The sequence below is a fragment of the Lysobacter ciconiae genome (assembly GCF_015209725.1).
Classification (GTDB): Bacteria; Pseudomonadota; Gammaproteobacteria; order Xanthomonadales; family Xanthomonadaceae; genus Novilysobacter; species Novilysobacter ciconiae.
In genome coordinates this window covers 2,496,056-2,518,936 of record NZ_CP063656.1, presented here as the reverse complement: position 1 = coordinate 2,518,936, position 22,881 = coordinate 2,496,056, and the positions used below count along the sequence as shown (strand labels likewise).

The 22,881-nt window shown below is 68.1% G+C and carries 21 protein-coding genes; 3 read left to right on the top strand and 18 right to left on the bottom strand.

Translation table 11 applies throughout. From position 1 onward, the window contains the following. Positions 1-2 precede the first annotated feature (2 nt). The 12 genes from ccoS to nirK all read right to left on the bottom strand — a co-directional run bounded on the left by ccoS (position 3) and on the right by nirK (position 11,663). Entirely contained in the window at positions 3-272 is a 270-nt protein-coding gene (ccoS, locus tag INQ41_RS13385; protein WP_193984560.1) for a cbb3-type cytochrome oxidase assembly protein CcoS, read from the bottom strand. After that, positions 269-2,722 carry a heavy metal translocating P-type ATPase gene (locus INQ41_RS11355; protein WP_228076597.1) on the bottom strand — a complete coding sequence of 818 codons (2,454 nt, stop codon included), beginning with the start codon at positions 2,720-2,722 and terminating at the stop codon, positions 269-271. The genes ccoS and INQ41_RS11355 overlap by 4 nt, the downstream gene beginning before the upstream one ends. Positions 2,723-2,741: 19 nt before the next feature. Beyond that, complete coding sequence (locus INQ41_RS11350; protein WP_193984556.1) at positions 2,742-3,284, bottom strand: FixH family protein; 543 nt, start codon at positions 3,282-3,284, stop codon at positions 2,742-2,744. Then, positions 3,281-4,846, bottom strand: coding sequence for a 4Fe-4S dicluster domain-containing protein (locus INQ41_RS11345; protein ID WP_193984554.1), 1,566 nt, complete (start codon positions 4,844-4,846; stop codon positions 3,281-3,283). The genes INQ41_RS11350 and INQ41_RS11345 overlap by 4 nt, the downstream gene beginning before the upstream one ends. 21 nt (positions 4,847-4,867) lie before the next feature. Beyond that, on the bottom strand, positions 4,868-5,167 hold the full coding sequence (locus INQ41_RS11340; RefSeq protein ID WP_407074234.1) for a hypothetical protein: 300 nt from the start codon (positions 5,165-5,167) through the stop codon (positions 4,868-4,870). Continuing rightward, positions 5,164-6,090, bottom strand: coding sequence for a cytochrome-c oxidase, cbb3-type subunit III (gene ccoP, locus INQ41_RS11335; RefSeq protein WP_193984552.1), 927 nt, complete (start codon positions 6,088-6,090; stop codon positions 5,164-5,166). The genes INQ41_RS11340 and ccoP overlap by 4 nt, the downstream gene beginning before the upstream one ends. Beyond that, the gene (locus tag INQ41_RS11330) at positions 6,087-6,260 is read right to left on the bottom strand and encodes a cbb3-type cytochrome oxidase subunit 3 (protein ID WP_193984550.1); all 174 of its coding nucleotides are present in this window, start codon (positions 6,258-6,260) and stop codon (positions 6,087-6,089) included. Before INQ41_RS11330 ends, ccoP begins: the two co-directional genes overlap by 4 nt. A gap of 3 nt (positions 6,261-6,263) precedes the next feature. Continuing rightward, positions 6,264-6,878, bottom strand: a complete 615-nt coding sequence (ccoO, locus tag INQ41_RS11325) for a cytochrome-c oxidase, cbb3-type subunit II (protein WP_193984548.1) — start codon at positions 6,876-6,878, stop codon at positions 6,264-6,266. 10 nt (positions 6,879-6,888) lie between these two features. Next, the gene (ccoN, locus tag INQ41_RS11320) at positions 6,889-8,361 is read right to left on the bottom strand and encodes a cytochrome-c oxidase, cbb3-type subunit I (protein WP_193987361.1); all 1,473 of its coding nucleotides are present in this window, start codon (positions 8,359-8,361) and stop codon (positions 6,889-6,891) included. A 401-nt stretch (positions 8,362-8,762) separates the two neighbouring features. Beyond that, positions 8,763-9,365, bottom strand: coding sequence for an SCO family protein (locus INQ41_RS11315; protein ID WP_193984546.1), 603 nt, complete (start codon positions 9,363-9,365; stop codon positions 8,763-8,765). Then, positions 9,362-10,138, bottom strand: a complete 777-nt coding sequence (locus INQ41_RS11310; protein WP_228076596.1) for a formylglycine-generating enzyme family protein — start codon at positions 10,136-10,138, stop codon at positions 9,362-9,364. Before INQ41_RS11310 ends, INQ41_RS11315 begins: the two co-directional genes overlap by 4 nt. 1 nt (position 10,139) lies before the next feature. After that, the gene (gene nirK / locus INQ41_RS11305) at positions 10,140-11,663 is read right to left on the bottom strand and encodes a copper-containing nitrite reductase (protein ID WP_193984542.1); all 1,524 of its coding nucleotides are present in this window, start codon (positions 11,661-11,663) and stop codon (positions 10,140-10,142) included. A 391-nt stretch (positions 11,664-12,054) separates the two neighbouring features. Here nirK and fabA point away from each other — a divergent pair, with 391 nt between their 5' ends. Genes fabA through INQ41_RS11290 form a run of 3 tightly spaced genes read left to right on the top strand, consistent with a single transcriptional unit; the run spans position 12,055 to position 14,461 of the window. Further along, positions 12,055-12,570 (top strand): 3-hydroxyacyl-[acyl-carrier-protein] dehydratase FabA, encoded by a 516-nt coding sequence (gene fabA / locus INQ41_RS11300; protein WP_193984540.1) that lies wholly within the window; start codon positions 12,055-12,057, stop codon positions 12,568-12,570. A gap of 41 nt (positions 12,571-12,611) precedes the next feature. Further along, positions 12,612-13,808, top strand: coding sequence for a beta-ketoacyl-ACP synthase I (fabB, locus tag INQ41_RS11295; RefSeq protein ID WP_248285377.1), 1,197 nt, complete (start codon positions 12,612-12,614; stop codon positions 13,806-13,808). A 32-nt stretch (positions 13,809-13,840) separates the two neighbouring features. Next, complete coding sequence (locus INQ41_RS11290; protein ID WP_193984536.1) at positions 13,841-14,461, top strand: hypothetical protein; 621 nt, start codon at positions 13,841-13,843, stop codon at positions 14,459-14,461. Between the two features lie 72 nt (positions 14,462-14,533). Here the strand turns inward: INQ41_RS11290 and INQ41_RS11285 are convergent, their stop codons facing one another. The 6 genes from INQ41_RS11285 to INQ41_RS11260 form a co-directional block, all read right to left on the bottom strand. Further along, positions 14,534-15,598, bottom strand: a complete 1,065-nt coding sequence (locus INQ41_RS11285) for a PLP-dependent cysteine synthase family protein (protein ID WP_193987360.1) — start codon at positions 15,596-15,598, stop codon at positions 14,534-14,536. A gap of 83 nt (positions 15,599-15,681) precedes the next feature. Further along, positions 15,682-17,697, bottom strand: coding sequence for a pyridoxal phosphate-dependent decarboxylase family protein (locus INQ41_RS11280; protein ID WP_228076594.1), 2,016 nt, complete (start codon positions 17,695-17,697; stop codon positions 15,682-15,684). Beyond that, positions 17,681-18,082 (bottom strand): SirB2 family protein, encoded by a 402-nt coding sequence (locus INQ41_RS11275; protein WP_193984534.1) that lies wholly within the window; start codon positions 18,080-18,082, stop codon positions 17,681-17,683. The genes INQ41_RS11280 and INQ41_RS11275 overlap by 17 nt, the downstream gene beginning before the upstream one ends. 19 nt (positions 18,083-18,101) lie before the next feature. Next, positions 18,102-19,334, bottom strand: a complete 1,233-nt coding sequence (locus tag INQ41_RS11270; protein ID WP_193984532.1) for an NnrS family protein — start codon at positions 19,332-19,334, stop codon at positions 18,102-18,104. A 168-nt stretch (positions 19,335-19,502) separates the two neighbouring features. Next, complete coding sequence (locus INQ41_RS11265; protein WP_228076593.1) at positions 19,503-21,800, bottom strand: nitric-oxide reductase large subunit; 2,298 nt, start codon at positions 21,798-21,800, stop codon at positions 19,503-19,505. Positions 21,801-22,116: 316 nt separating this feature from the next. Then, on the bottom strand, positions 22,117-22,830 hold the full coding sequence (locus tag INQ41_RS11260) for a helix-turn-helix domain-containing protein (RefSeq protein WP_193987357.1): 714 nt from the start codon (positions 22,828-22,830) through the stop codon (positions 22,117-22,119). Positions 22,831-22,881: the final 51 nt, after the last annotated feature.

Here is a 22,881-nt window from a genome sequence, read left to right as displayed (position 1 = left end):
CGTCAGTCGTTCCGGTCCTGCGCGGCGGCGTCCCCGTCGGCACCGGCACTGGCCAGAGGCGGCGCCGCGGCAGGCGCCCCGGCGCCCGGCGGATGAACCTTGTCGGTGCGCGGACCAGCAACCGGCCGGTCGTGCTCGTCCTCGCGCAGGATATCCAGCGCAGGCGTGTCCATGTCCTCGAACTGGCCGCGCTTGACCGCCCAGATGAAGGCCCACAGGGCGACGCCCAGCCCGAGCATGCTGACCGGAATCAGGAACAGCAGGATGTTCATGGGCGACCCTCCGCGGCCGTCAGTCGGGGACGCGGCAGCGCCGGTGCGCTGGCCGGCGCGCGGGTCAGGCGCAGTGCGTTTGCGGTCACGATCAGCGAGGACAGCGCCATGCCCAGCGCGGCGATCCAGGGGGTGACCATGCCCGCCGCCGCCAGCGGCAGGGCGAGCACGTTGTAGCCGATCGCCCAGGCAATGTTCTGGTGGATGATGCGACGCGTCCGCCGGGCGACCGAAATGGCCTCCGGGATGCGCGACAGTGAGGAGCCGGTCAGCACCAGGTCGGCGGCGCGTTGGGCCAGCGCGGCGCCTTCGCCGATCGCCAGGGAGACATCCGCGCCGGCGAGCACGGGCGCGTCGTTGAGGCCGTCGCCGATCATCGCCACGATGCGTCCCTGCGCCTGCAGCGCGCGGGCGTAGGCGAGCTTGTCCTCCGGGCTCTGCCGCGCATGCGCGTCCTCGATGCCGACCTGGCGCGCGAAGCGCTCCACCGCGCCGACGGCGTCGCCGCTGGACAGGTGGACCGAGAGTCCCAACTCGCGCAGCGATGCCACCGCGACGCGCGCATCGGCGCGCTCGGACTCGGCCAGCTGGAAACGGGCCACGGCTTGGGCACCGTCGCCGAGCCACAGCCAGCCGTCGTCGCTGGCATCGGCGGCGAAGCCCGCCTGCCCCAGGCGCCACCGCCGGCCGTCGACCACGCCCTCGATGCCCTGGCCGGGGACGGCGCGTACCTCGCGGGCCAGCGGCGCGTGCTCCACGCGTGCGAACGCGCGCGCGATCGGATGGCCGCTGTCGCGCTCCAGCGCCGCGGCGATGCGCAGCACCTGGCTGCGATCCAGATCGGCGGATACCTCGACCGCGGCCAGCGCGGGCTTGCCGTCGCTGAGGGTGCCGGTCTTGTCGAACACGATGTCGGTCGCGTCGGCCAGCCGGTCCAGGGCATTCTCGCGCACAGCCAGCACGCCGAGTTTGGCCAGCGCGCCGTGCGCTGCCGCCAGCGCCGCGGGCACGGCCAATGACAAGGCGCACGGGCAGCTGATCACCAACAGCGCCAGGGTGACCTCGAAGGCGCGCGACGGGTCGTAGGCGCGCCAGCCGACGTACACCGCGACCGTCGCCAGCAGCAGGCCGCTGACGAAATAGTGGGCGATCCGCTCGGCGGTGCGGGCCAGCGCCGGGCGCTGCGCCTGCGCCTGTTCGACCAGCCGCGCCAGTTGCGACAGGCGGGTGGCGCTGCCGGTTTCGGTGACCGCCAGCCGGGCCGGGTGTTCGCGGCAGACGGTGCCGGCGTACACCGGATCGCCCGCGGACTTGTCGACCGGGCTGGACTCACCGGTGAGCAGCGCTTCCTCGAAGCGTGCGTGGGCATCCAGCAGGCGGCCGTCGGCGGGAACGACCTCGCCCACCGCCACGCACGCGATGTCGCCGATCACCAATGCCGGCAACGGGATCGACTCCCGGCTGCCATCGGCCAGCTCGCGCGTGGCGAACGCCGGACGTGCACGGGCCAGCGCATCGACCTGGGCGCTGGCGATGTTGCGCGCCCGTTGCTCCAGCATCCGCGCGATCGAGAGCAGGAACACGAACATCACCGCGGCGTCGTACCAGACGTGTTCGCTGCCGCGAACGGTGCCGACCACGCTGGCGAAATACGCCAGCAGGGTGGAGCCGGCGATCAACGTGTCCATGCCGAGCTGACGGTGGCGCAGCTCGCGCCAGGCCCCGCTGATGAATGGCCAGCCCGCGTAGAACACCACCGGCGTGGAGACCAGAAAGGTCAGCCAGCGGAAAAAGTCGCGGGTCGGGATCGGCATCGAGCCGGTCGTATCCAGGTACAGCGAGCCGGCCAGCATCATCGCCTGCATCGAGCCCAGGCCGGCGACGCCGATCCGGATCAGGTCGCGGTTGCGCTGGCGCCGATGCGCGCGCTCACGCGCCTCGCCACTGGCCAGATAGGGCCGGTAACCCAGCGCCACCAGCCGCTGCAGGGGTGCCGACAGCGCGGTTTGCGCCGGATCCCAGGCCACCCGGATGCGGCCGGTGACCGCGTTCGCGCCGGCCTCCAGCACGCCGGCCTCGCGTGCCAGCACGCGGTCGATCAGCCACGCGCAGGCCGCGCAGCGCATGCCGTCGGTGAGCAGGGTGATCTCGCGGCCGCCGGGGATGTCGTGGGCGTGTTCAGCGAGCAGCTCGTCGCGGTCCCAGACCGCCAGGTCGACGGGATCGGCATCGACCCGGCCGGCGTGCTGGCTGCGCAGCTGGTAGTAGTCGCCCAGGTCGGCTTCGCGGATCCACTGCGCGGCTGCGGCGCAACCGTCGCAGCAGAACCGGCGCGATGAGCCATCCAGTTCGACGCGTGCGGGCGCTACGGGAAGTTCTTCCCCGCAGTGGTAGCAGCCGTCGGTCTCCGCGAGCAGCGAATCGCTGCGCCCGCTGGCGCCTGCGCTCATCGCGGCAGCCATCGCACGGCTACTCGGCCTGCAGGGACGGCCGCAGGTTGGTGGCCTGCTGGCCCTTGGGGAGACGCCCTTTCAGGCGCCAGTGCGCGTCTTCCGGTCCCAGCTCGACCTTCCAGTCGTGGCTGTCGTCCAGCCTGGCGTCGACCCGCCAGCCCAGCTCGCCCGGGGCGAGCAACAGCACGGTATCGCGCGCCGAGTCGGCCGGGTGGGCGAGGGTCAGCCGCAGCGGTGCGGTGTGGTCGAAGTTGCCACTGACCGGGAGCACTTCGATGAAGCCGCCTTCGAGGTCGGTACGCACGATCGCGCTGAGCTTCTGCTCCCCGGCCACCGCATCCGCGCTCAGGTCGGCGGTCTGGATCTGCGCGGTGCGCTGGACATCGTCGCGGACCACGTCATTGCCATCGCCGCCGGCGATGAAGATCAGGCCGATGCTGGCAATCACCACCACCGCGGGCAGCGCGATCACCAGCCAGACGATCGGCATGCGCCAGGGCGACTCGGGCTTGTCGCCGCCGTCGACCGGCGCGCCGCGTTTTTCCGGGGAGTTGCTCATGGGTTGGGTCCAAAGAAGCTGCTGTCGGCGACCTGGCGGATCTTGCCGTCGGTGGACTCGATGATGAACCGCACCTCGTGGCGGCCGTGCACGCTGGACGGCGCGGTCACCTCCACCGGCACCGACGCCACCTGCGCGCCGAGCACGTGCACGTCGGTACCCGCCTCGCGCAACTGGATCCCCGGCGTGTCGGTTTCCAGGGTGATGCGGTACGCCTGCTCCAGGTCGGTCTTGTTCACCAGCTTCAGGGTGTAGCCGTTGTCGACCCCGTCGGCGGTGACGCGGTAGAGCGCGTTGCGGTCGCGCAGCACGTCGACGATCAACGGACTGCGCGCGGCGATGCCCCACGCCCAGGCACCGACCAGGACCACCAGCAGCGTTGCGTAGATGAGCACGCGCGGGCGCAGCACGCGGGCCGGCTTGCCATCGATCGCGTTCTGGGTGGAGTAGCGGATCAGGCCTCGCGGGTAGCCCATCTTGTCCATCACCTCGTCGCACACATCGACGCAGGCACCGCAGGCGATGCAGTCGTACTGCAGGCCGTTGCGGATATCGATGCCGGTAGGGCAGACCTGCACGCACAGGGTGCAATCGATGCAGTCGCCGGCCAGCTCGGGATCCGGACGCGGCAGGGCGACCTCCAGGCTGGCGCCAAATTCCGCGTCGTTGGGCAGCCCGGCATCGGCGCGCGCCACTTCCATGGCGTTGCCGGCGGCGTCGTGGCCACTGGCGCGGAACACCAGCTCATAGGCCAGCACCTTGTCGAGCAGCCCGCGGCCGCGCGAGACCACGTCGCCCAGGCCACGGCGTCGCGGGCCCCGCGGCTCGCCGCGCATCGGGTCGTAGGCGATGATCAGCGTGTCGCGGTCGAACATCGCGCTCTGGAAGCGCGCGTACGGGCACATGTAGCGGCACACCTGCTCGCGCAGGAAGCCGGCGTTGCCCAGCGTGGCCAGGGCGTAGAAAAACACCCAGAAGGTCTCCCAGCCGTTCCAGCCAAACGGCCAGATGCGCTGGCCGAGGCTGACGATCGGGGTGAAGAAGCCGACGAAGGTGAAGCCGGTCCACAGCGCGAACACGATCCACAGGGCGTGCTTGCTGCCCTTGCGCAGGATCTTGTTGCGGTTCCACGGCCCGGCATCAAGCTTCATGCGCTTGGCGCGGTCGCCCTCGGTCCAGCGCTCCATCCACAGGAACACCTCGGTCCAGACGGTTTGCGGGCAGGCGTAGCCGCACCAGATGCGTCCGGCCAGGGCGGTGACGAAGAACAGCACCATCGCCAGGATGATCAGCAGCATCGCCAGGAAGGTGAAATCCTGCGGCCAGAAGGTCAGCCCGAAGACGTAGAACTTGCGCGCCGGCAGGTCGAACAGGACCGCCTGGTGGCCGTCCCACTGCAGCCACGGAAACACGTAGTACATGCCCAGCAGCCAGAACACCGCGGCCTTGCGCAGGCGGTCGAACCGGCCGGTGACATCGCGCGGATAGACCTTCCGCTCCTTGACGTAGACGGAGCTTCCGCTGCCGTCGTCAAGGAGGTCGATGTCGATTTTCTTGCTCACCGCAGACTGCCTGTATTGGATTTACTTCGGGGGTAACGACTGGTTGAACCGGCTTGCCGGCCGCAGCAGCAGCCAGGTGAAGAGGCTTGACGACGCGGTCGCCAGCCAGAACATGAAGAAGCCGATCGTGTAACCCAGCCCGGAGGTGATGGACACCTCCGGAAAGGTCATGTCGCGCAGCTGCAGGGGATCGACGAGGGCGAAAAACACCATCGTGGCGACTCCGGCGGCGAAAAAGCTCGGCCACAGGATCGCCCCCACCCGCTGCGCCATCGGGCGTGGCGGGTGGTCCATCGGCGTGGGCTGCGCGTACCGGCTCATGGCGCGGTCGCCGCCGGCTTGTTGGACAACGACCACACGTAGGCAGCGACCAGACGCGTGCGGGTCTCGCCCAGCAGGTCACGGTGCGCCGGCATCACGCCATGGCGCCCGTTCGCAATCGTCTCGTACAGGCTTTCCTTGCTGTCGCCGTACATCCAGTAGTCGTCGGTCAAATCGGGCGCGCCGAGGGCCTGGTTGCCCTTGCCCTCGACCCCGTGGCAGGCGACGCAGACACCGTCGTAGAGCTTCTTGCCGCGCGCGGCCATGAAGTCGTTGCGGGTTGACTGGTCGGCGGTGCCGAGCGCGCGGACATAGGCGATCACGTAATCGACCGCGTTCTCGCCGCCCATGCCGGTCAGCACCTTGCCCCACTCGGGCATCACGCCTTCGCGGCCGTCCAGGATGGTCTCCAGGATGGTCTCCGGCTCGCCGCCCCAGTGCCAGATGTCGTCGGTCAGGTTCGGGTAGCCGATGGCGCCCTGCGCGGAGGAGCCGTGGCAGGTCGCGCAGGTGTTGGCGAAGATCGAGCGGCCCAGGTTGAGCGCGACCGGATCACCGGCAAGCTGGTCGATCGGCTGGCCCTCGTAGGGACGGAAGGTTTCGGCCAGGGTCTCGTCCCAGACGGCCTTGTCCTGGGCGTGTTCCTGGGCCGAGCTCCAGCCGCTGAAGCCGGGGTACTTGCCCAGGCCGCCATACCAGAAGAAGTAGGCCAGACCGAACACCAGGCTGATGTAGAAGCCCTGGATCCACCAGCGCGGCATCGGCTTGTTGTACTCGGTGATGTCCTCGTCCCAGTAGTGGCTGGTTTCCTCGGGCTTGGGGTCGCCGGGGCGGCGCTTGGAGGTCCACCACAGCAGCCACGCGATACCGATCAGGTTGAGTGCCGCCAGGGCAATGACATACCACGACCAACTGGTGCTCATGCGTCCTGTTTCCTTGCATGGTGGGCAGCGACGCCAAGGTCGTCCGGTTCGTCCTCGAGGGCGAGGCGGGCGGTCTCCTCAAACGACGCCTTGTTCTCCGGGCGCCAGGCCCAGATCCAGACGCCGATGAAGACCAGCATCAGGAAGACGGTGATGAATCCGGAAAGCATGGCTCAACCTCCGCGCGGCGCATGCAGGCCGAGGCCCTGCAGGTAGGCGACAACGGCGTCCAGTTCGGTCTTGCCGGCGACGTCCTCGGCGGCGCTGGCGACTTCCTCGTCGGTGTACGGGTCGCCCAGACGCTGCAGCGCCTTCATGTGCCGGGTGATCTTGGCGCCGCTGACCTCGTTCTTCGCCAGCCACGGGAAGGCCGGCATGTTCGACTCGGGCACCAGCGCGCGCGGGTCGACCATGTGCACGCGGTGCCAGTCGTCGGAGTAGCGCCCGCCGATCCGGGCCAGGTCCGGCCCGGTGCGCTTGGAACCCCACTGGAACGGGCGGTCGTAGACCGACTCGCCGGCCAGGGAGTAGTGCCCATAACGCTCGGTCTCGAAGCGCAGCGTGCGGATCATCTGCGAGTGGCAGTTGTAGCAACCCTCGCGCACGTACACGTCGCGCCCGGCCAGTTGCAGCGCCGGGTAGGGCTTCACGCCGGGCAGCGGCTCGATCGCCTCGGCCTGGTACATCAGCGGCACGATCTCCGCCAATCCTCCAAGCGAGACCGCCACGGCGACCAGCACCGCGAGCAGGCCGACGTTTTTCTCGATTTTTTCGTGTCCGATAGCCATCTTTTCGTCCTCAGCCCTGTGCCTCGGCCGCATGCGGCGGCAGTACCGGGTGTGCAGCAGGAACCTGCACGCTCTGGCGCGTACGCCACATGTTCCATGACATCAGGCAGACGCCCGCCAGCACCATCACCCCGCCCAGCAGGCGGCCCAGGTAGTAGGGGTAGGTGACGGCCAGCGACTCGACGAAGCTGTAGGTCAGCGTGCCGTCGGCGTTGGTCGCCCGCCACATCAGGCCCTGGGTGATCCCGGCGATCCACATCGAGGCGATGTAGAACACCACGCCGATGGTGTGCAGCCAGAAGTGCGCGTCGATCCACTTGATCGAGAACATTTCCTTGGCACCGATCAGGCGCGGATACAGCGAGTACAGCGAGCCGAAGGAGATCATCGCCACCCAGCCCAGGGTGCCGGCGTGGACGTGGCCCACGGTCCAGTCGGTGTAGTGGCTGAGCGAGTTGACGGTCTTGATCGACAGCAGCGGGCCTTCAAAGGTCGCGATCATGTAGAAGCTGATGGCGACGATGAGGAACTTGAGGATCGGGTCGGTGCGCAGTTTGTGCCACACGCCAGACAGGGTCAGGATGCCGTTCATCGCGCCGCCCCAGCTGGGAGCCAGCAGGATCACCGAGAACACCATGCCCACCGACTGCGCCCAGTCGGGCAGGGCGGTGTAGTGCAGATGGTGCGGGCCGGCCCACATGTAGACCGAGATCAGCGCCCAGAAGTGCACGATCGACAGGCGGTAGGAGTAGATCGGGCGCTGGGCCTGCTTGGGGACAAAGTAGTACATCATCGCCAGGTAGCCCACGGTCAGCAGGAAGGCCACCGCGTTGTGCCCGTACCACCACTGCGCCATCGCATCCACGGCGCCGGTGTAGAGTGAGTAGGACTTGAACAGCCCGGCCGGCATGGCCAGGTTGTTGACGATGTGCAGCATGCACACGCCGATGATGTAGGCGCCGTAGAACCAGTTGGCGACATAGATGTGCTTGACCCTGCGCTTGGCGATGGTGCCGAAGAACAGCCAGCCGTACGCCACCCAGACGACCGCGATCAGGATGTCGATCGGCCATTCCAGCTCGGCGTATTCCTTGCTCTGGGTGATGCCCAGCGGCAGGGTGATCACCGCGCTGACCATGGCCAGCTGCCAGCCCCAGAAGACGAAGCTGGCGAGCCTGTCCGACAGCAGGCGCACATGGCACGTGCGCTGGACCACGTAGAGGCTGGTGGCAAACAGCACCGAGCCGCCGAAGGCGAAGATCACCCCGTTGGTGTGCAGCGGACGCAGCCGGCCGTAGCTGAGCCAGGGCGTGTCGAAGTTGAGCGCCGGCCAGTACAGCTGGGCGGCGATGAACACGCCGACCGCCATGCCCACGATGCCCCAGAACATTGTCGCCACCACGAACTGGTGAACCACCTTGTCGTTGTAGTAGCCGCGCGGAGCGGCAGCCTCGGGCACGCCGGGAGCGCCCGGCCTTGCCATGGCATCGTGATGCACAGTCATGAATGGACCTTCATTTGCGTTAGCACCTATTTTCCCGAATGCAAGCTGTCGGGTACTTGATCTGGATCAATCCGGTGGGGTGTGGTCGGTGGTAGGGGTGCCTGCGGGATGCCGGGGCCGACCACTTTCCGATGAGTCCGTGGCACGTCTTGGCGCGCACCGGCATCAGCACGGAGGAACGCATACCGCATCGCCGTGATGGACCGGCTGGGCGCGTTGACTGCCCGCCTTCCTGCCGCCGCTGGAGACCAGCGCTGCGCGCGGCCAGGTACGGACATTGTAGATGATCGCGCAGAGGAAGCGCAGCCTCGCGCACCCCGCGCGGCGGCGGGCTGTGGCGAAATAGGCGCCACCCGCGGCGGGCCCGGGTGGCGCGGGGTTTACCTGAGGGCCTTGCGCACTGCCTCGACGAACTCGGGGTCCGGCTTGCTGCCCATCTTCTCGGTACGCGCCAGGATCCGGCCTTCTCCATCGAGCAGGACCAGGGCGCTGGTGTGGTTGAACTCGCCGTCGGCCAGCGCGCGGTAGCGGATGTTGAGCACGCCGGCCACCGATCGCACGTCCTCGGCCGCCGGACTGGCCAGGGTCCACTGCGCCGGATCGAGCTTGCGCTGGGTAGCGACCTTGGCGAGCGCCTGCGGTGTGTCCCGGGCCGGGTCCATGCTGATCAGGGTGATGCCGAGCCGAGCGCGCTCCGCGTCGCTGAGCTGCTTCTGCACCGCCTTTCCGCTGTCGATGATCAGCGGGCAGATGTACTGGCAGGAGGTGTAGAACATCGACACGAGCTGGGGCTTGCCGCGCCTGTCGCGCCACGCGCTGGTGCGGCCGGCCTGGTCGGTCAGTTGCACGTCCAGCTGGTAGACCGAATTGCCGGGCAGGGGCGCCTTCTGCGCAGCGGGTGGGGCGGCAAAGGCCGCATCAGGGGTCACCACCGTAGCGCCAGCGAGCACGGCAAGCACGATGGAAAGGGCCAGTGATTTCATGGTGTGTCCTTGACGCAGCGGAAACCCAGGTTGGCGGTGGTCGCCTCGGCGCTGAGCGAGGACAGCATCGCCACGCGCATCAGTACCGCGTAGTTGTCACGGTCGTTCATGGACAGCGCGCCGGCGCCGCAGAAGCGCGCGTTGTCAGCGTCGCCCTGGTTGCGGTTGTCGGCGTCCATCAGCATCGATGAGAAATCCTCGGTCCACTCCCAGACCAGCCCGTGCAGGTCCTGCACGCGGTAGACGTTGGCCGGTTGCAGGCCGGCGCGGGGCAGGGCGGTGTTGGAGGGACGCGAGTACCAGCGCAGGATGCGCTCGCGCCAGATGCGGTCGCTGCGGGCGTCGCGCCGCGTCTCATCGGCGGCCGCGGCGTACTCCCACTCCGTCCACGTCGGCAGGCGCGCGCCCTGGGCCGCGCAGTAGGCATCGGCGGCGAACCAGCTGACCTGCACCACAGGCTGGTCCGGCTTGGCGGTATCGCCCAGCTCCAGCGGACCGACCCAGTGCGAGAGGTAGCGCTTCTCGGCCATGACGGTCGGGGCGCGGCCGCGCTGCCACTTCGGGTTGGCCTTCACGAACGCCAGGTACTCGGCGTTGGTGACGGGGGTGCGCATCATCGAGTAGGCCGCGACCGGCTGTTTGCCGGGCGCGTCTTCGTAGTTCAGCGCGCTGGCAAACCGGCCGGAGGGTATCGGCAGGTAGCTCCCTTCGCCGGCGAGCGCGCCGACGAAGGGGCTGGCCACCAGTACCGCGGCGGCGATCACGCGGATCACGTCAGTGGCCCGCCGAGGCGTTGGCCGGCTTCTGCTTGCGGATTTCGGCAACCTCTTCCTTGCTGATCTTGCCGCCCGGATTGTTCCAGCTGTTGAGCACGTAGGTGGAGATGTTGGCCACCTCGTCGTCGGTGAGCTGATTCATCGGCGGCATGATCGAGTCGTAGTCCTCGCCGTTGACGGTGACCTTGCCCTGCAGGCCGTGCAGGATGACCCGCGGCAGCGATTTCGGATCGGCCTTGATGTAGTCCGAGGCCGCGATCGGCGGGAACACGCCGGCCATGCCCTCGCCGTTGCCCTGGTGGCAGGTCGAGCAGGTGCCCATGAACAGTTCCTTGCCCGCCGCCATCTGCTCCTCGACGGTCAGCTCGCCGCTGGCCTCGGCCTTGGCCGCCACCGCCACCGCGCCCAGGCTGTCGCCGGCGCGATCGCCGATGTACATCTCGTCGACTTCCAGGCCCGAGTAGATCGCCTTGTTCTCCGGGCCGTCGGCCTTGAGGATCGCCAGCGCGCCCTTGTTGAAGGCGCGGAAGATGCTGTGGTCGACCAGCACGTAGCTGCCGGGGACTTCCAGGTGGAACTCCATCATCGCCGCGCCGCCCGCCGGGATCAGCGTGGTCTGCACGTTTTCCTGGTAGTTGGTGCCGCCCTCGTACCAGACCTTGTCGAAGATCTCGCCGATGACGTGGAAGCTCGACACCAGGTTGGGGCCGCCGTTGCCGACGTACATGCGCACGGTCTCGCCGACCTTCGCGGTCAGGGAGTTGTCACCGGTGGTGGAGCCTTCCGAGCCGTTGAACAGGACGTAGGTCGGGTTCTCGTCGATCGCCTTTTCCATGTCGAAGGGCTGCAGGCCCTTCTCGCGGTACTTGCCGGTGGTGTAGAAATCGCCCTGCATCACGTAGTACTCGCGGTCGACCTCGGGCAGGCCCTCCGGCGGCTCGACCAGGATCATGCCGTACATGCCGTTGGCGATATGCATGCCGACCGGCGCGGTTGCGCAGTGGTAGACGAACAGGCCGGCGTTGAGCGCCTTGAAGGTGAACTGGGTGCGGTGGCCGGGCGCGGTGAAGCTGGATGCGGCGCCGCCGCCCGGACCGGTGACGCCGTGGAGGTCGATGTTGTGGGGCATCTTGCTGTCGGGCATGTTGCGCAGGTGGAACTCGACCGTGTCGCCCTGGCGCACGCGGATGAAGCTGCCCGGCACGGTGCCGCCGAAGGTCCAGAAGGTGTAGTCCACGCCCTCGGAGATCGGCATGACCTTCTCGATCACGTCCAGCTCGACGATCACCTTGGCCGGCGCGGTGCGCCCGGTGGCCGGCGGCACCATCGGCGGACTGGTCAGGATCGCGTTGACCGGCTCGCCCTGCGGCGGACCGAAGTCGCCCTTGCGCGAGCCGACGATCCTGTCCTGGCTGGCGCCGGCGGACGCGTTGTCGGTGGCGGGGCCGGAGCGGTCGCAGCCTGGCAATGCCAATGCCAGAGCCGCCAGCAGCGGTATCACGTAGATGGTCTTGCGCTTCATGCAGGGCTCTCTGTGCTGGACGATGGATGATGGGGCGTCGCGAGTTCGCTGGAGTTGGAGGGCTCGACGCCGGGTTCGCGCTAGCGTCGCAGCAAGCGCGCCGGGTAATTTGATCCGGATCAAATTTGCACCCGTGGGACGCACGTATCCGCCCGGTTCTTGACCGGGGTCACGTGGCAGCGTGTTCCTCGCCGCTTCGCTGGCAAACCCGGTGCGCGAGCGTAAAGTGACCCGCAAGGACCGGCTGGGCGCATGTCGCCGGTGCGGTCGCTCCGCCGCACCGCGTCGCGGTCACGTACGGATACGTACGGCGGAGTGCATTGATGCCGGTCAACACATTTGTTTCGCCAAACCGGCAGAATCCAAGGTTTCCCCTGCGCTGTGTGACTACATGAATCGACCTTCTTCCTTTGATCGCGAGCAGTTGTTGTCCTGCGCCCGCGGCGAGATGTTCGGCCCCGGCAACGCGCGACTGCCGGCGCCGCCGATGCTCATGTTCGATCGCATCACCGAGATCAGCACCGAGGGTGGCAAGTACGGCAAGGGTTTCGTGCGCGCCGAGCTGGATATCCGCCCGGACCTGTGGTTCTTCCCGTGCCACTTCGAGGGCGATCCGGTCATGCCCGGCTGCCTTGGGCTGGACGCCATGTGGCAACTGTGCGGGTTCTACCTGCCGTGGCTGGGCGCCCCCGGCCGCGGTCGCGCGCTGGGCGTGGGCCAGGTGAAGTTCAGCGGCCAGGTGCTGCCCGATGCGAAGCTGGTGACCTACGAACTGGACATCCGCCGGGTCATGCGCGGCAAGCTGGAACTGGTGATCGCCGACGGCCGCACCCTGGTGGACGGGCGCGAGATCTACGTGGCCTCGGACCTGCGGGTGGGACTGTTCACCTCGACGGAGGGGTTCTGAGCATGGGCGGTGTGGCAAACAGGCGCGTGGTGGTGACCGGCATGGGCATCGTGTCCTGCCTGGGCAACGACCAGACCAGCGTGACCGCGGCGTTGCGCAGCAGCACCCCGGGTATCCGCTTCATTCCCGAGTACGCCGAACTGGGCCTGCGCAGCCAGGTCGCCGGCGAGCCGCAGATCGATCTCACCGAGGAGATCGACCGCAAGGTGAAGCGCTTCATGGGCGACGCGGCCGGGTTCGCCTACGTCGCGATGCGCGATGCGATTGCCGATGCCGGCCTCAGCGACGAGCAGGTGCGCGACGTGCGCACCGGGCTGATCGCCGGGTCGGGTGGCGGATCGCCGCAGTGGCAGATCGAGACCGGCGACCTGCTGCGCAACCGCGGCGTGCGCAAGGTGGGCCCGTACATGGTGCCGCGCACGATGGGTTCGACCGTGTCGGCGACGCTGTCGACCGCGTTCGGTATCCGCGGCCTGAGCTATTCGATCTCCGCTGCCTGCGCGACCTCAGCGCACTGCATCGGCGCCGGGGCGGACCTGATCCGCCACGGCGCGCAGGACATCATCATTGCCGGCGGCGGCGAGGAGCTGCACTGGGGCATGACCTCGCAGTTCGATGCGATGGGCGCACTGTCGACCAAGCGCAACGACACTCCCGAAAAGGCCTCGCGTCCCTACGACGCGGACCGCGATGGCTTCGTCATCGCCGGTGGTGGCGGCATGCTGGTGCTGGAGGAGTACGAGCACGCCGTCGCCCGCGGCGCGAACATCATTGCCGAGCTGGTTGGCTACGGCGTGACCTCCGACGGCGTCGACATGGTCGCCCCCTCGGGCGAGGGTGCGGTGCGCTGCATGCAGATGGCCATGGCCGGCATCCACGGCACCCCGGTCGGCAAGGTGGACTACCTCAACACCCACGGCACCTCCACGCCGGTCGGCGACGTGGTCGAGCTGCAGTCGATCCGCACCGTGTTCGGTGACGACGTGCCGCCGCTTTCGTCGACCAAGGCGCTCAGCGGCCATTCGCTTGGCGCCGCCAGCGTGCATGAGGCGATCTATTGCCTGCTGATGATGCGCGAGGGCTTCATGGCCGGCTCGGCCAACATCGACACCTTGGACCCGCGCGTGGAAGGCTTCCCGATCGTGCAGCAAAGCCGCGATGCGACGCTGGACACGGTGATGTCCAACAGCTTCGGTTTCGGCGGTACCAACGCCAGCCTCGTGTTCGCGCGGGTCTGATTGCGCCCCCGTTTTTCAAGGAGATGGATCGTATGAAGACACAGACCACTTTGGCCGTTGCGCTCGCTGCCGCGATCGGACTCGGCGCGGCAATCGCGCCGTCGGCCGCCCAGGCGCAGGACAAGACGCACAGCCACGCCGAGCACGAGCAGGCCAAGCCTGAGACGGCGGCGGCGCAAGCGCATGGCAGCCACGCGCAAGACACCCACGCGCACGACACCCAAAAGCGCGACACCCACGCCCATGCCGACCATCACCCCGAAGCAGCGGTGATGCCGATCCCGGCCGACCACGTCAAATGGGAGCCCGACGCGCCGCTGATGGAAGGCATGCGCCGCATGCGCGAGGCGATGGCCGGCCTGCATCACCACCAGATGGGACACCTGAACGATACCCAGGTCGATCAGCTGGCCACCCAGGTGGACGAGGCGGCGGCGTACATGTTCGCCAACTGCAAACTGGAGGCGGAGCCCGACGTGGCCCTGCACGGCGTCCTCGCCCGGCTGATGGCGGGGGCCGAAGCCCTCCACGCCGATCCGGCCGATCCGGCACCGGTTGCCGACATGAGCGCGGCGCTGGCGGACTATCCGCGGCTGTTCGACGATCCGGAATTCAGCGATGCGAAGACCGGCGGGGAGCACGTCGCGCACTGAGTGCTTCGACACCGGCCCGGGCTCTGATCGGCCCGGGCCGGCCTGAACCGGCCCAATAGTGGCGCGCCGCCGTCAGCTGGTCGGATGCCATTCGCCGCTGGCCAGCGTGGCGCGCAACGCGACCTGCGCCGGGGCCGGGTCGATGCCGTTCTCGGCCAGCCACGCCGGGTCGTACAGCGTCTGGTCGTAGCGCTCGCCGGGATCGCACAACAGGCTGACGATGCTGCCGCGCTCGCCGGCGGCGCGCATCCGCGCAGCCAGTTCAAGGCACGCTACCAGGTTGGTCCCCGACGAGCCGCCGTAGCGACGGCCCAGCTGCTCTTCCAGCAGGTGCATCGCGGCCACGGAGGCGGCGTCGGCCACCTCGATCACCTCGTCCACCACCTCGAACAGGAAGCCCGGCTCCACCCTCGGCCGGCCGATGCCTTCGACGGCGGTCGGCTGGCTGGCGATCGCGCTGCGGTTGCGCGTGCGCCAGCCGTGCACGAAGGCGCTGCCGGCCGGTTCCGCCACGCACAGGCCGGTCTCCAGCGCGCGGTAGCGGATGTAGCGCCCGATCGTTGCCGAGGTGCCGCCGGTACCGACGCCGCAGACGATCCACGCCGGCTGCGGGTGCGGCTCGCAGGCCAGCTGGCCGATGATCGACTCGGCGATGTTGTTGTTGCCGCGCCAGTCCGTCGCGCGCTCCGCGAGGCCGAACTGGTCCAGGTGGCACGCGCCGTTGGCGGCATGCCAGGCGGCGCGCTCGTGCACCTGCGCGGGATCGTCGACCAGGTCGCAGTGGCCGCCCAGCGCATGCACGTCGGCGATCTTGCGCGGTGCGGTCGCGGTCGGCATCACCGCGGTGAAGGGCAGGCCGAGCAGTCGTGCGAACCACGCCTCGGAGATCGCGGTGCTGCCCGAGGACGCGTCCACCACCGGCTGGCCCGGGCTGAGCCGGCCATTGCACAGCGCATACAGGTACAGCGAGCGGGCCAGCCGATGCTTCAGGCTGCCGGTGGGATGCGCCGCCTCGTCCTTGAAGTAGAACTCGATGCCCGGGAAGCCGGGAAACTCCAGCCGCAGCAGGTGGGTGTCCGCCGAACGCGCCGCCTCCTGGCGCAGGCACAACAGGGCCCGCGCGGTCCAGCTGCGCATCGTCGCGCTGTCACAGACGGTGGCCGGCGGCCTGGCCGCGCTGGCCGGGAGGAAGTCATTGCCTGGATGGAATGCGTCGGGACTCATGGGCTTGGGCTCCCCAGCAACGCCCGGATCCTTCGGCCCAGGTGTGCCAGATACAGGTCGATGTAGCTGATGCCGTTCTCGTGATCGATCAGATACGGGTTCATCAGGGTGTGACGCAGGATCACCAGCCGATCGGCATCGGTGTCCTCGTCGTCATCGACCAGTGTCGCAGGGTCCAGCTGCAACTGCGTCAGGATCCGGTTCATCTCCGTCTCGCCGAGGGCCTCCGGGCGCAGGGTCGTCATCGATCCGAAGAATTGCTTGAGCTGGAGGGGCTGGCTGGCGTCGGCGCGCAGCTCATCGTGCAGGCGGCGGACGAAGGCGTTGGCCCGTGCGAGGTCCGCGTTGCCGGTCGGGTTGATGGCCACGCACACCAGGTTGCTGTCGGGCGCGAAAGGCACGGTGACGCGGGCGATGCCATCCAGCTCCACGGCGAGGCGTTCGGCGCGGGCGTGGAACGCTTCGGCGGCAAGCACCGTCTGCCGCGGCAGGCGACCGAAGTTGGCGTGGTCCAGCGGCAGCACCTTGTGGGTGACATACACCGCCGCGGCGGCCGCCCCGGACTTGGAGCCTTCCGGGACAAACTGGCCAAGTCGGCGGTAGCGGCTGAGGTAGTCGGTGGCGCGGGTGTCGTGGAAGACGTAGTCGGCAGCCTCCGCCAGCAGCGCGGTGGCGCGGTGGTCGCGGCAGATGAACGCACCGGCGCCGTAGGGCAGGTAGCCCAGCTTGTGCGGGTCGACGGTGACCGAGTCGGTGCGGCCCAGTGCGGCGAACGCGGCGTGCACTTCGGGCTGGGGAAAATGGGCGAAGCCGGCGCGGACCTCGTCGATGCCCCGCAGGCTGCCGTCGGGGTTGCGGAACAGGGTCGCCAGGTAGCCGCCCCAGGCGGCGTCGACGTGCACGCTGAAGCCCAGCCCCAGGGTCTGGAACCGATCGCGCAGGTCGACCACCGCATCCACCGGGTCGACGGTGCCGTACTCGGTCGTGCCCAGCACGGCGACGGTCATCAGCACCGGCTGGCGCTCGCGCCGGCACTGCTCCAGGGTCTGCTCCAGCGCCTGCGCATCCAGACGCATGCCTTTTTCCGGCAACAGGCGCAGTTGTTCCCGGCCCAGGCCGAGCAGCTTCAGGCCCTTGCTCCAGGAGTAGTGGGCGGTGATCGGGGCCAGTACCAGCGGCACCTTGAGGTCACGGTGGCGGGCGAAGAACTCCACCATCCCCAGATGCTCCAGGCGCTGGGTCTGCACCGCGTCGCGCCACCGCCGGCGATCGCGCGCGGGTTGCCCGGCCAGCCAGAGCTGCCACTGGCCGAGCAGCTCGATGCCGGCGTCCGGGCCAAGGTTGAATGCCTCCCAGTCATCGGCCGGCAGCGCCAAACCCGGCACCTGGGCGGCACGCAGGGCGACCGGAAACGCCTTCAGTGCCAAGGCAAGGCGCAGCGCCTGGTAGTTGGCGACGGTGCCGCCGGAGGTCAGGTGGCCGAACGCGCAGTCGGGGCGGTCGGTGTCATCGGGGTAGCCGAGCATCCGCGCCAGCTGCAGCCCGACCTGGACTTCCAGGTCGATGGTGACGGGGGCCGCGTCCTCGCTGACGTTGTTGGGGTTGTAGGGCAGGGTGAGGATCTGCGCCGCCAGGCCGGGCAGCAGCAGGTCGGAGGCCATGTGGCCGATGTAGCGCGGGCTGTGGAAGGGCACCGAGCGCTTCAGCGAGGCGGAGAGCTGGTGCAGTTCCCGCCGCAGGCGCGACTCGAACGCCTTGTAGTCGGGATGCTGGGCGGCGTGGGTCGGGATCGCCGGCGGGTCTTCGGGGTGGAAGTTGCGCCGCCAGTAGACGTGGTCGCGCAGGAACTCCACGACGAGCTTTTCCAGCAGGGTGTCGTTCTCGCCGTAGGGGCCAAGGAACAACGCATCGAGCATCGGCCGGTCCGGATCGGCGACCCCGGGGGTGCTGGCGGCGAGGGCCAGGGCGTTGCCGGAACCCGCGGCAGCGGCCCGCTCAGCCGAGGAAGGCATTGAGGAACCCCCACGGGCTGTGCGCGCGCGCGATCGAATAGACCATGCCAAAGGTGACAAGGGCGGCGACGTAGAAACCCGCCTTGGCCAGGCGGGTGCGGCCGCGCTTGATCGCAAACACGCCCAGCACGATGTAGACGACGAGCAGCAGCAGTTTCACCGTCAACCAGCCGTTGGCGAACATCGCGCCCGGCAGCATGGTCAGCAGCATCAGTGCAGCGGTCAGCAGCGCGGTATCCACGGTGTAGCTGGTCCAGCGCACCGGCAGCCAGTGCGGCCAGCGCATGCCGGCCAGCACGCCGGCTCCGCGCAGGGCAAAGATCAGCCCGCTGGTGATGGCCATGGCGATGTGGATGCTTTTGATTTGCGGGTAGAACTCGATCATGGGGTTTCCTGTGCGTGACTCAGCCCGGACGGCCGTCGGAGCGTGGGGCCAGATAGATCCGCCCCACATGGGCGACCCAGGGCAGGAAGGCGGCCAGCCAGCCCACCGCGGCGACTGCCTGCCAGGCCGTGCTGTCGGGAAAAACCTCTGCTGCGACGCGGATCACCGCCACCAGCTGGATCGCGACGAAGGCGAACCAGGCCGCCGGATACATCGTCAACGGCCGGCCGGCGTGCCCCTCGGTGACCCGGGTCACCATCGCGATGAGGATGCTGCCGAAGAATCCGATGAACAGCGCATGCGCCGGGCCTCGACCCAGCCAGTACACGCCGGTGATGGCGTAGCTGATGCTCTGGGCCGAATACAGCGCGAATGCCAGCGGCAACCACGACAGGCCGACAAACAGCACCGACAGCAGGCCCGGATTCTTTCCGCGTGGCCACCAGCGCCACACCATTGTCGCCGTTAGCGCCAGCAGGGGCAGGTCGACCAGCCACAGCCAGCCGTAGAAATGAAACAGCTCCAGCAGCAAATGGCCGATAAACAGCGGCCAGGCCGCGGCCAGCAGCCACATCGGCCGCCACGGCTGGTAACCGGGCACGACCCGGCTGGCGAAGAACGGGAACATCCGGTGCGCCACGGTGAAATACACCGGCAGCAGCAGCCCGAAGCTGCCGATCTTGATGCTGGCGAAAACCCAGATTGGCGAGGCGCCCAGGACGTAGGCACCCCAGGCCAGCACGCCGAGGAAGCCCAGGCACAGCGCGGCGAAGCACGAACGCGCATGCCAGGTGGTGCCGCTCTCGCGCCACAGCAGCGGCGCCATCACCGTCAGGCCGGCGAGCCAGCCAGCGGCGGTCATCAGGGCCCCGACGATGATCCCGGCCTCCCAGCCCAGCGCACCCAGCAGGGTCGCGATCTGGCCACCAAAGATGCCCAGCCCGACGGGCACGTAGCGCCAGCGGTCGATGTCCGGCAGGCCCAGCCATTTCGGGAAGGTGGTCAGCAGGAAGCCGAAGAAGAAGCTCGGCAGCACCTGGTACTGCATCACGAAGGCGTGCACCCAGCCGGTATGCAGCGGTGCCTGCGGTATGGCCAGATCGGGCCAACGGGCACCCACCAGCCAGGCCGCCCACCACGCCATGGCGATCAGCAGGTTCATCGAGCCGATGAAAAACATCAGGCGGTGCGGTGCGATGGCAAGTCGGCCCGGCGAGAGCGCAGCGGGCCTGGGTTCGGGATGATTGTCCATGGGCGTCAGTGTGCCTTTGATGGGTGCTGGCGTTATTGACCTGGGTCAGCCGGGCGGCGTGCATGAGCGCGCTTGCATGAGCGTGCAGATACAAGCAGGCGCATGAAACCACGCGCATGAAAAAGGGGCGGCCTGAGCCGCCCCTTCACTTGTCAGCAGTCGGGCCGGTCAGAGGCTCGACTCGGTCTCCAGCACGCCGGCGATCGGCTCGCGTGCCCGCCGTGGCCCCAGCCACAGCGAGAGCACGAACAGCGCGATCATGAAGGCACCGGCAGCGAAGACCGTATCGCCCGGCACCCGCAGCCAGACCAGCACGTCGATGATCGGACGGGTCATGAACTCGGCCGAACGTGCGTACCAGTAGCCGTTCTCCAGGTTGGCTTCCAGCTGCAGCACGCCCATCGGCAGCAGGGTCAGCGTCATCATCAGCAGCAGGCCGATGTTGAGCGCCCAGAAGCCGCTGCGCAGCAGGCCCTCGCGCCAGACCAGGTCCGGCTTGAGGCCACGCAGGCAGTACAGCATCAGGCCGATGCCGAGCATGCCGTACACGCCAAACAGCGCGGTATGGCCGTGGGCGGCGGTCAGGTTGGTGCCCTGCATGTAGAACAACGCCAGCGGGGTGTTGATCAGGAAGCCCAGCAGGCCCGCACCGATCAGGTTCCAGAAGCTGACCGCCAGGAAGAACATGATCGGCCACTTGTACTGTTGCATCCATGGCGTGGCGCGGCTGCTCTTCCAGGTTTCGTGCGCCTCCAGGCCGATCAAGGCCAGTGGCACCACTTCCAGCGCGGAAATGCTCGCACCCAGCGCGATCACCCCGGTGGTGACACCGGCGAAGTACAGGTGATGGAACATGCCCAGCACGCCGCCGGCCATGAACACGATGGTCGCAAACAGCACGTTGATCGTCGCCGAGCGCCCGCGCACCAGGCCGAGCTTGACGAAGATGAAGCTGATCACCGCGACGGCGAACACCTCGAAGAAGCCCTCCACCCAAAGGTGGACGATCCAGAACTTCCAGTAGGTGACGATCGAGATGTGGGTGTTTTCCTTCCACATCAGGCCGGCGGCGTAGAGGATGCCGATGGCCACGGTGGACAGGAACAGCAGGCCCGCGATCGAGGACGTCTGGTTCTTGGCCCGCATCGCCGGCCACAGGGCGCGACCGACCAGGGTCAGCCACAGCATCAGGCCGATGAACAGGTAGATCTGCCAGAAGCGGCCGATGTCGACGTATTCCCAGCCTTGGTGGCCGAACCAGAAGTTCGGGATCTTGCCCAGCTTGCCCATCACCGCCATCCACTGGCCGGCAAACGCGCCCACGACAATGATGATCAGGCTGATGAAGAGGAAGTTGACGCCGAATTTCTGGTATTTCGGCTCATGCCCGGAAATCGCCGGCCCCAGGTACAGGCCGGTGGCCAGCCACGCGGTCGCAATCCACAGGATCGCGAGCTGCGTGTGCCAGCTGCGGGTGACCGCATACGGCAGCCACTCGGACAGGGCGAACCCGTAGGCCTCCTGGCCCTCGACCTGGTAGTGCGCGGTGGTGGCGCCCATCAGGATCTGCACCAGGAACAGCGCCATCACCAGCCAGAAGTACTTGGCGGTGGCGCGCATCGACGGGGTCACCACGATCGCCCGCGCGGGATCCTGGGACGGCGGCGCCAGCGGCTTTTCCTTGCCGTGATACGCGGCGTAGTGCCACGACAGCAAGCCGATGCCGGCGATCATGAACAGGATCGAGAACATCGACCACATGAAGCTGCTGGACGTGGGCACGTTGCCCACCAGCGGTTCGTGCGGGAAGTTGTTGGTGTAGGACTTGACGTCGTCGGGCCGGTTGGTGACGGTCGCCCACGAGGCCCAGAAGAAGAAGCCGGTCATCAGGCGGCGGCTGTTCTCGTCGGGCACCGGGTTCTCGCGGATCGCATAGGCCTCGCGCAGTTCATGCGTGGCCGGATCGTTGGAGAACACGCTCATGTAGTGCGCGGCGACCTGCGAGATCGCCTGCGCGCGCTCGTCGCTGACCACGATGGAGCCGGTCTGGGGATCGTAGGTGTTGGCCCGGATCTCGGGCTTGATCTCCGCGTGCAGCTTGGCCTGCTCGCTCTCGTTGAGCTGCTCGTAGGGCATGCCGAACTCGATCCGCGAGCGGATGTCGAGCATCGCCACGACTTCCTTGTGCAGCCACTCGGCCGACCAGTCGGGAGCGACGAGCGCCCCGTGGCCCCAGATCGAGCCGCTCTGCTGACCGCCCATCTCCTGCCAGACGCGTCGTCCGGCCTCGATGTCAGCCCTGGTATAGAGCACCTCGCCACTTTCGGTGACCACCTGCTCGGGCATCGGCGGCGCCGTCTGGTACAGGTCCTTGCCGATCCACAACATGATTCCGAAACTGACGATGAGCAGGGCCCCCAGGCCCAGCCATAGTCGCCTCGTTATCTGCACGCTCTTTGGTTCCATCGATGCTTCTCCCGGATAATGGCCGTCATAGTGGCCAGTCGGAGTTCAGGTCTCGTTGACCTGGATCAAGCACCCAACCCACGATCCACGCGCGTTCGCCTCCGCTCACGTCCAGCAAGCCCGGACGCCCGTTGCAGCGGATTGAAAACCGCGCGTGGATCGGGAGTTCGGGCACAGCGTCCTTTCTTCCCGCGCCCAACGGTGCCGTGTGGCCGGCGCAGGCGCAACCCCGCCGCTCGCATAGTGCGACCGGCGTGCGTGGTTCAGTTGCGTTGCGTGATCCACTTCGGGAAAACGCACGCGCGGAGGCGGTGCCTCAGCGGTGCAGGATCGGGTCGGCGAGCGCGGCCAACTGGTCGCGGTCCAGCAGTTCCACTTCGCGGCGATCGACCATCAGCAGGCCGTCCTTCTGGAAGCGGCGCAGCACGCGGCTGACCGTTTCGGGTGCCAGGCGCAGGTAGTTGGCGATGTCGGTGCGCGCCATCGTCAACTGGAAGCGGTGCGCCGAGAAGCCACGCGCCGCCAGCCGCCGCGACAGGCCGATCAGGAACGCCGCCATACGCTGGTCGGCCGACCAGTCGCCGGCCAGCAGCGCGGCGCGGCCGATGTCGCGGCTGAGCAGCCGGAACAGGTGGCGCTGCAGTCCCGGCAGTTTGGTCGCCAGCACCGCGATCTTCGGGAACGAGAACCGGCACAGCATCGCCGTATCCAGCGCGACCGCGTTGCACGGGTAGGTCTCGCCGTCGATCGCGTCCAGGCCGATGACCTCGCCGGGCAGGTGGAAGCCGAGCACGTGCTCGCGGCCGTCGCGGTCGATCATGTAGGTCTTGACCGTGCCGGCGCGGACCGCGGCGATCGCCTCGAAGGGGTCGCCCTCGCGGAAGATGTGCTCGCCGGCGTGGAAGGGACCGACGTGCTCGACGAGCACGTGCAGGTCCATCAGCGAGCGCTTGTCCATGCCCTCGGCCAGGCAGGCCTGGGAGAACGCGCAGGTCGAGCAGAACGTCAGCTCATCGCCGTCGTCCGCCATCGTGGTCGCGTCCTGGCGCGGGAACGCGGTCGGGCTCACGCGCGCCACCAC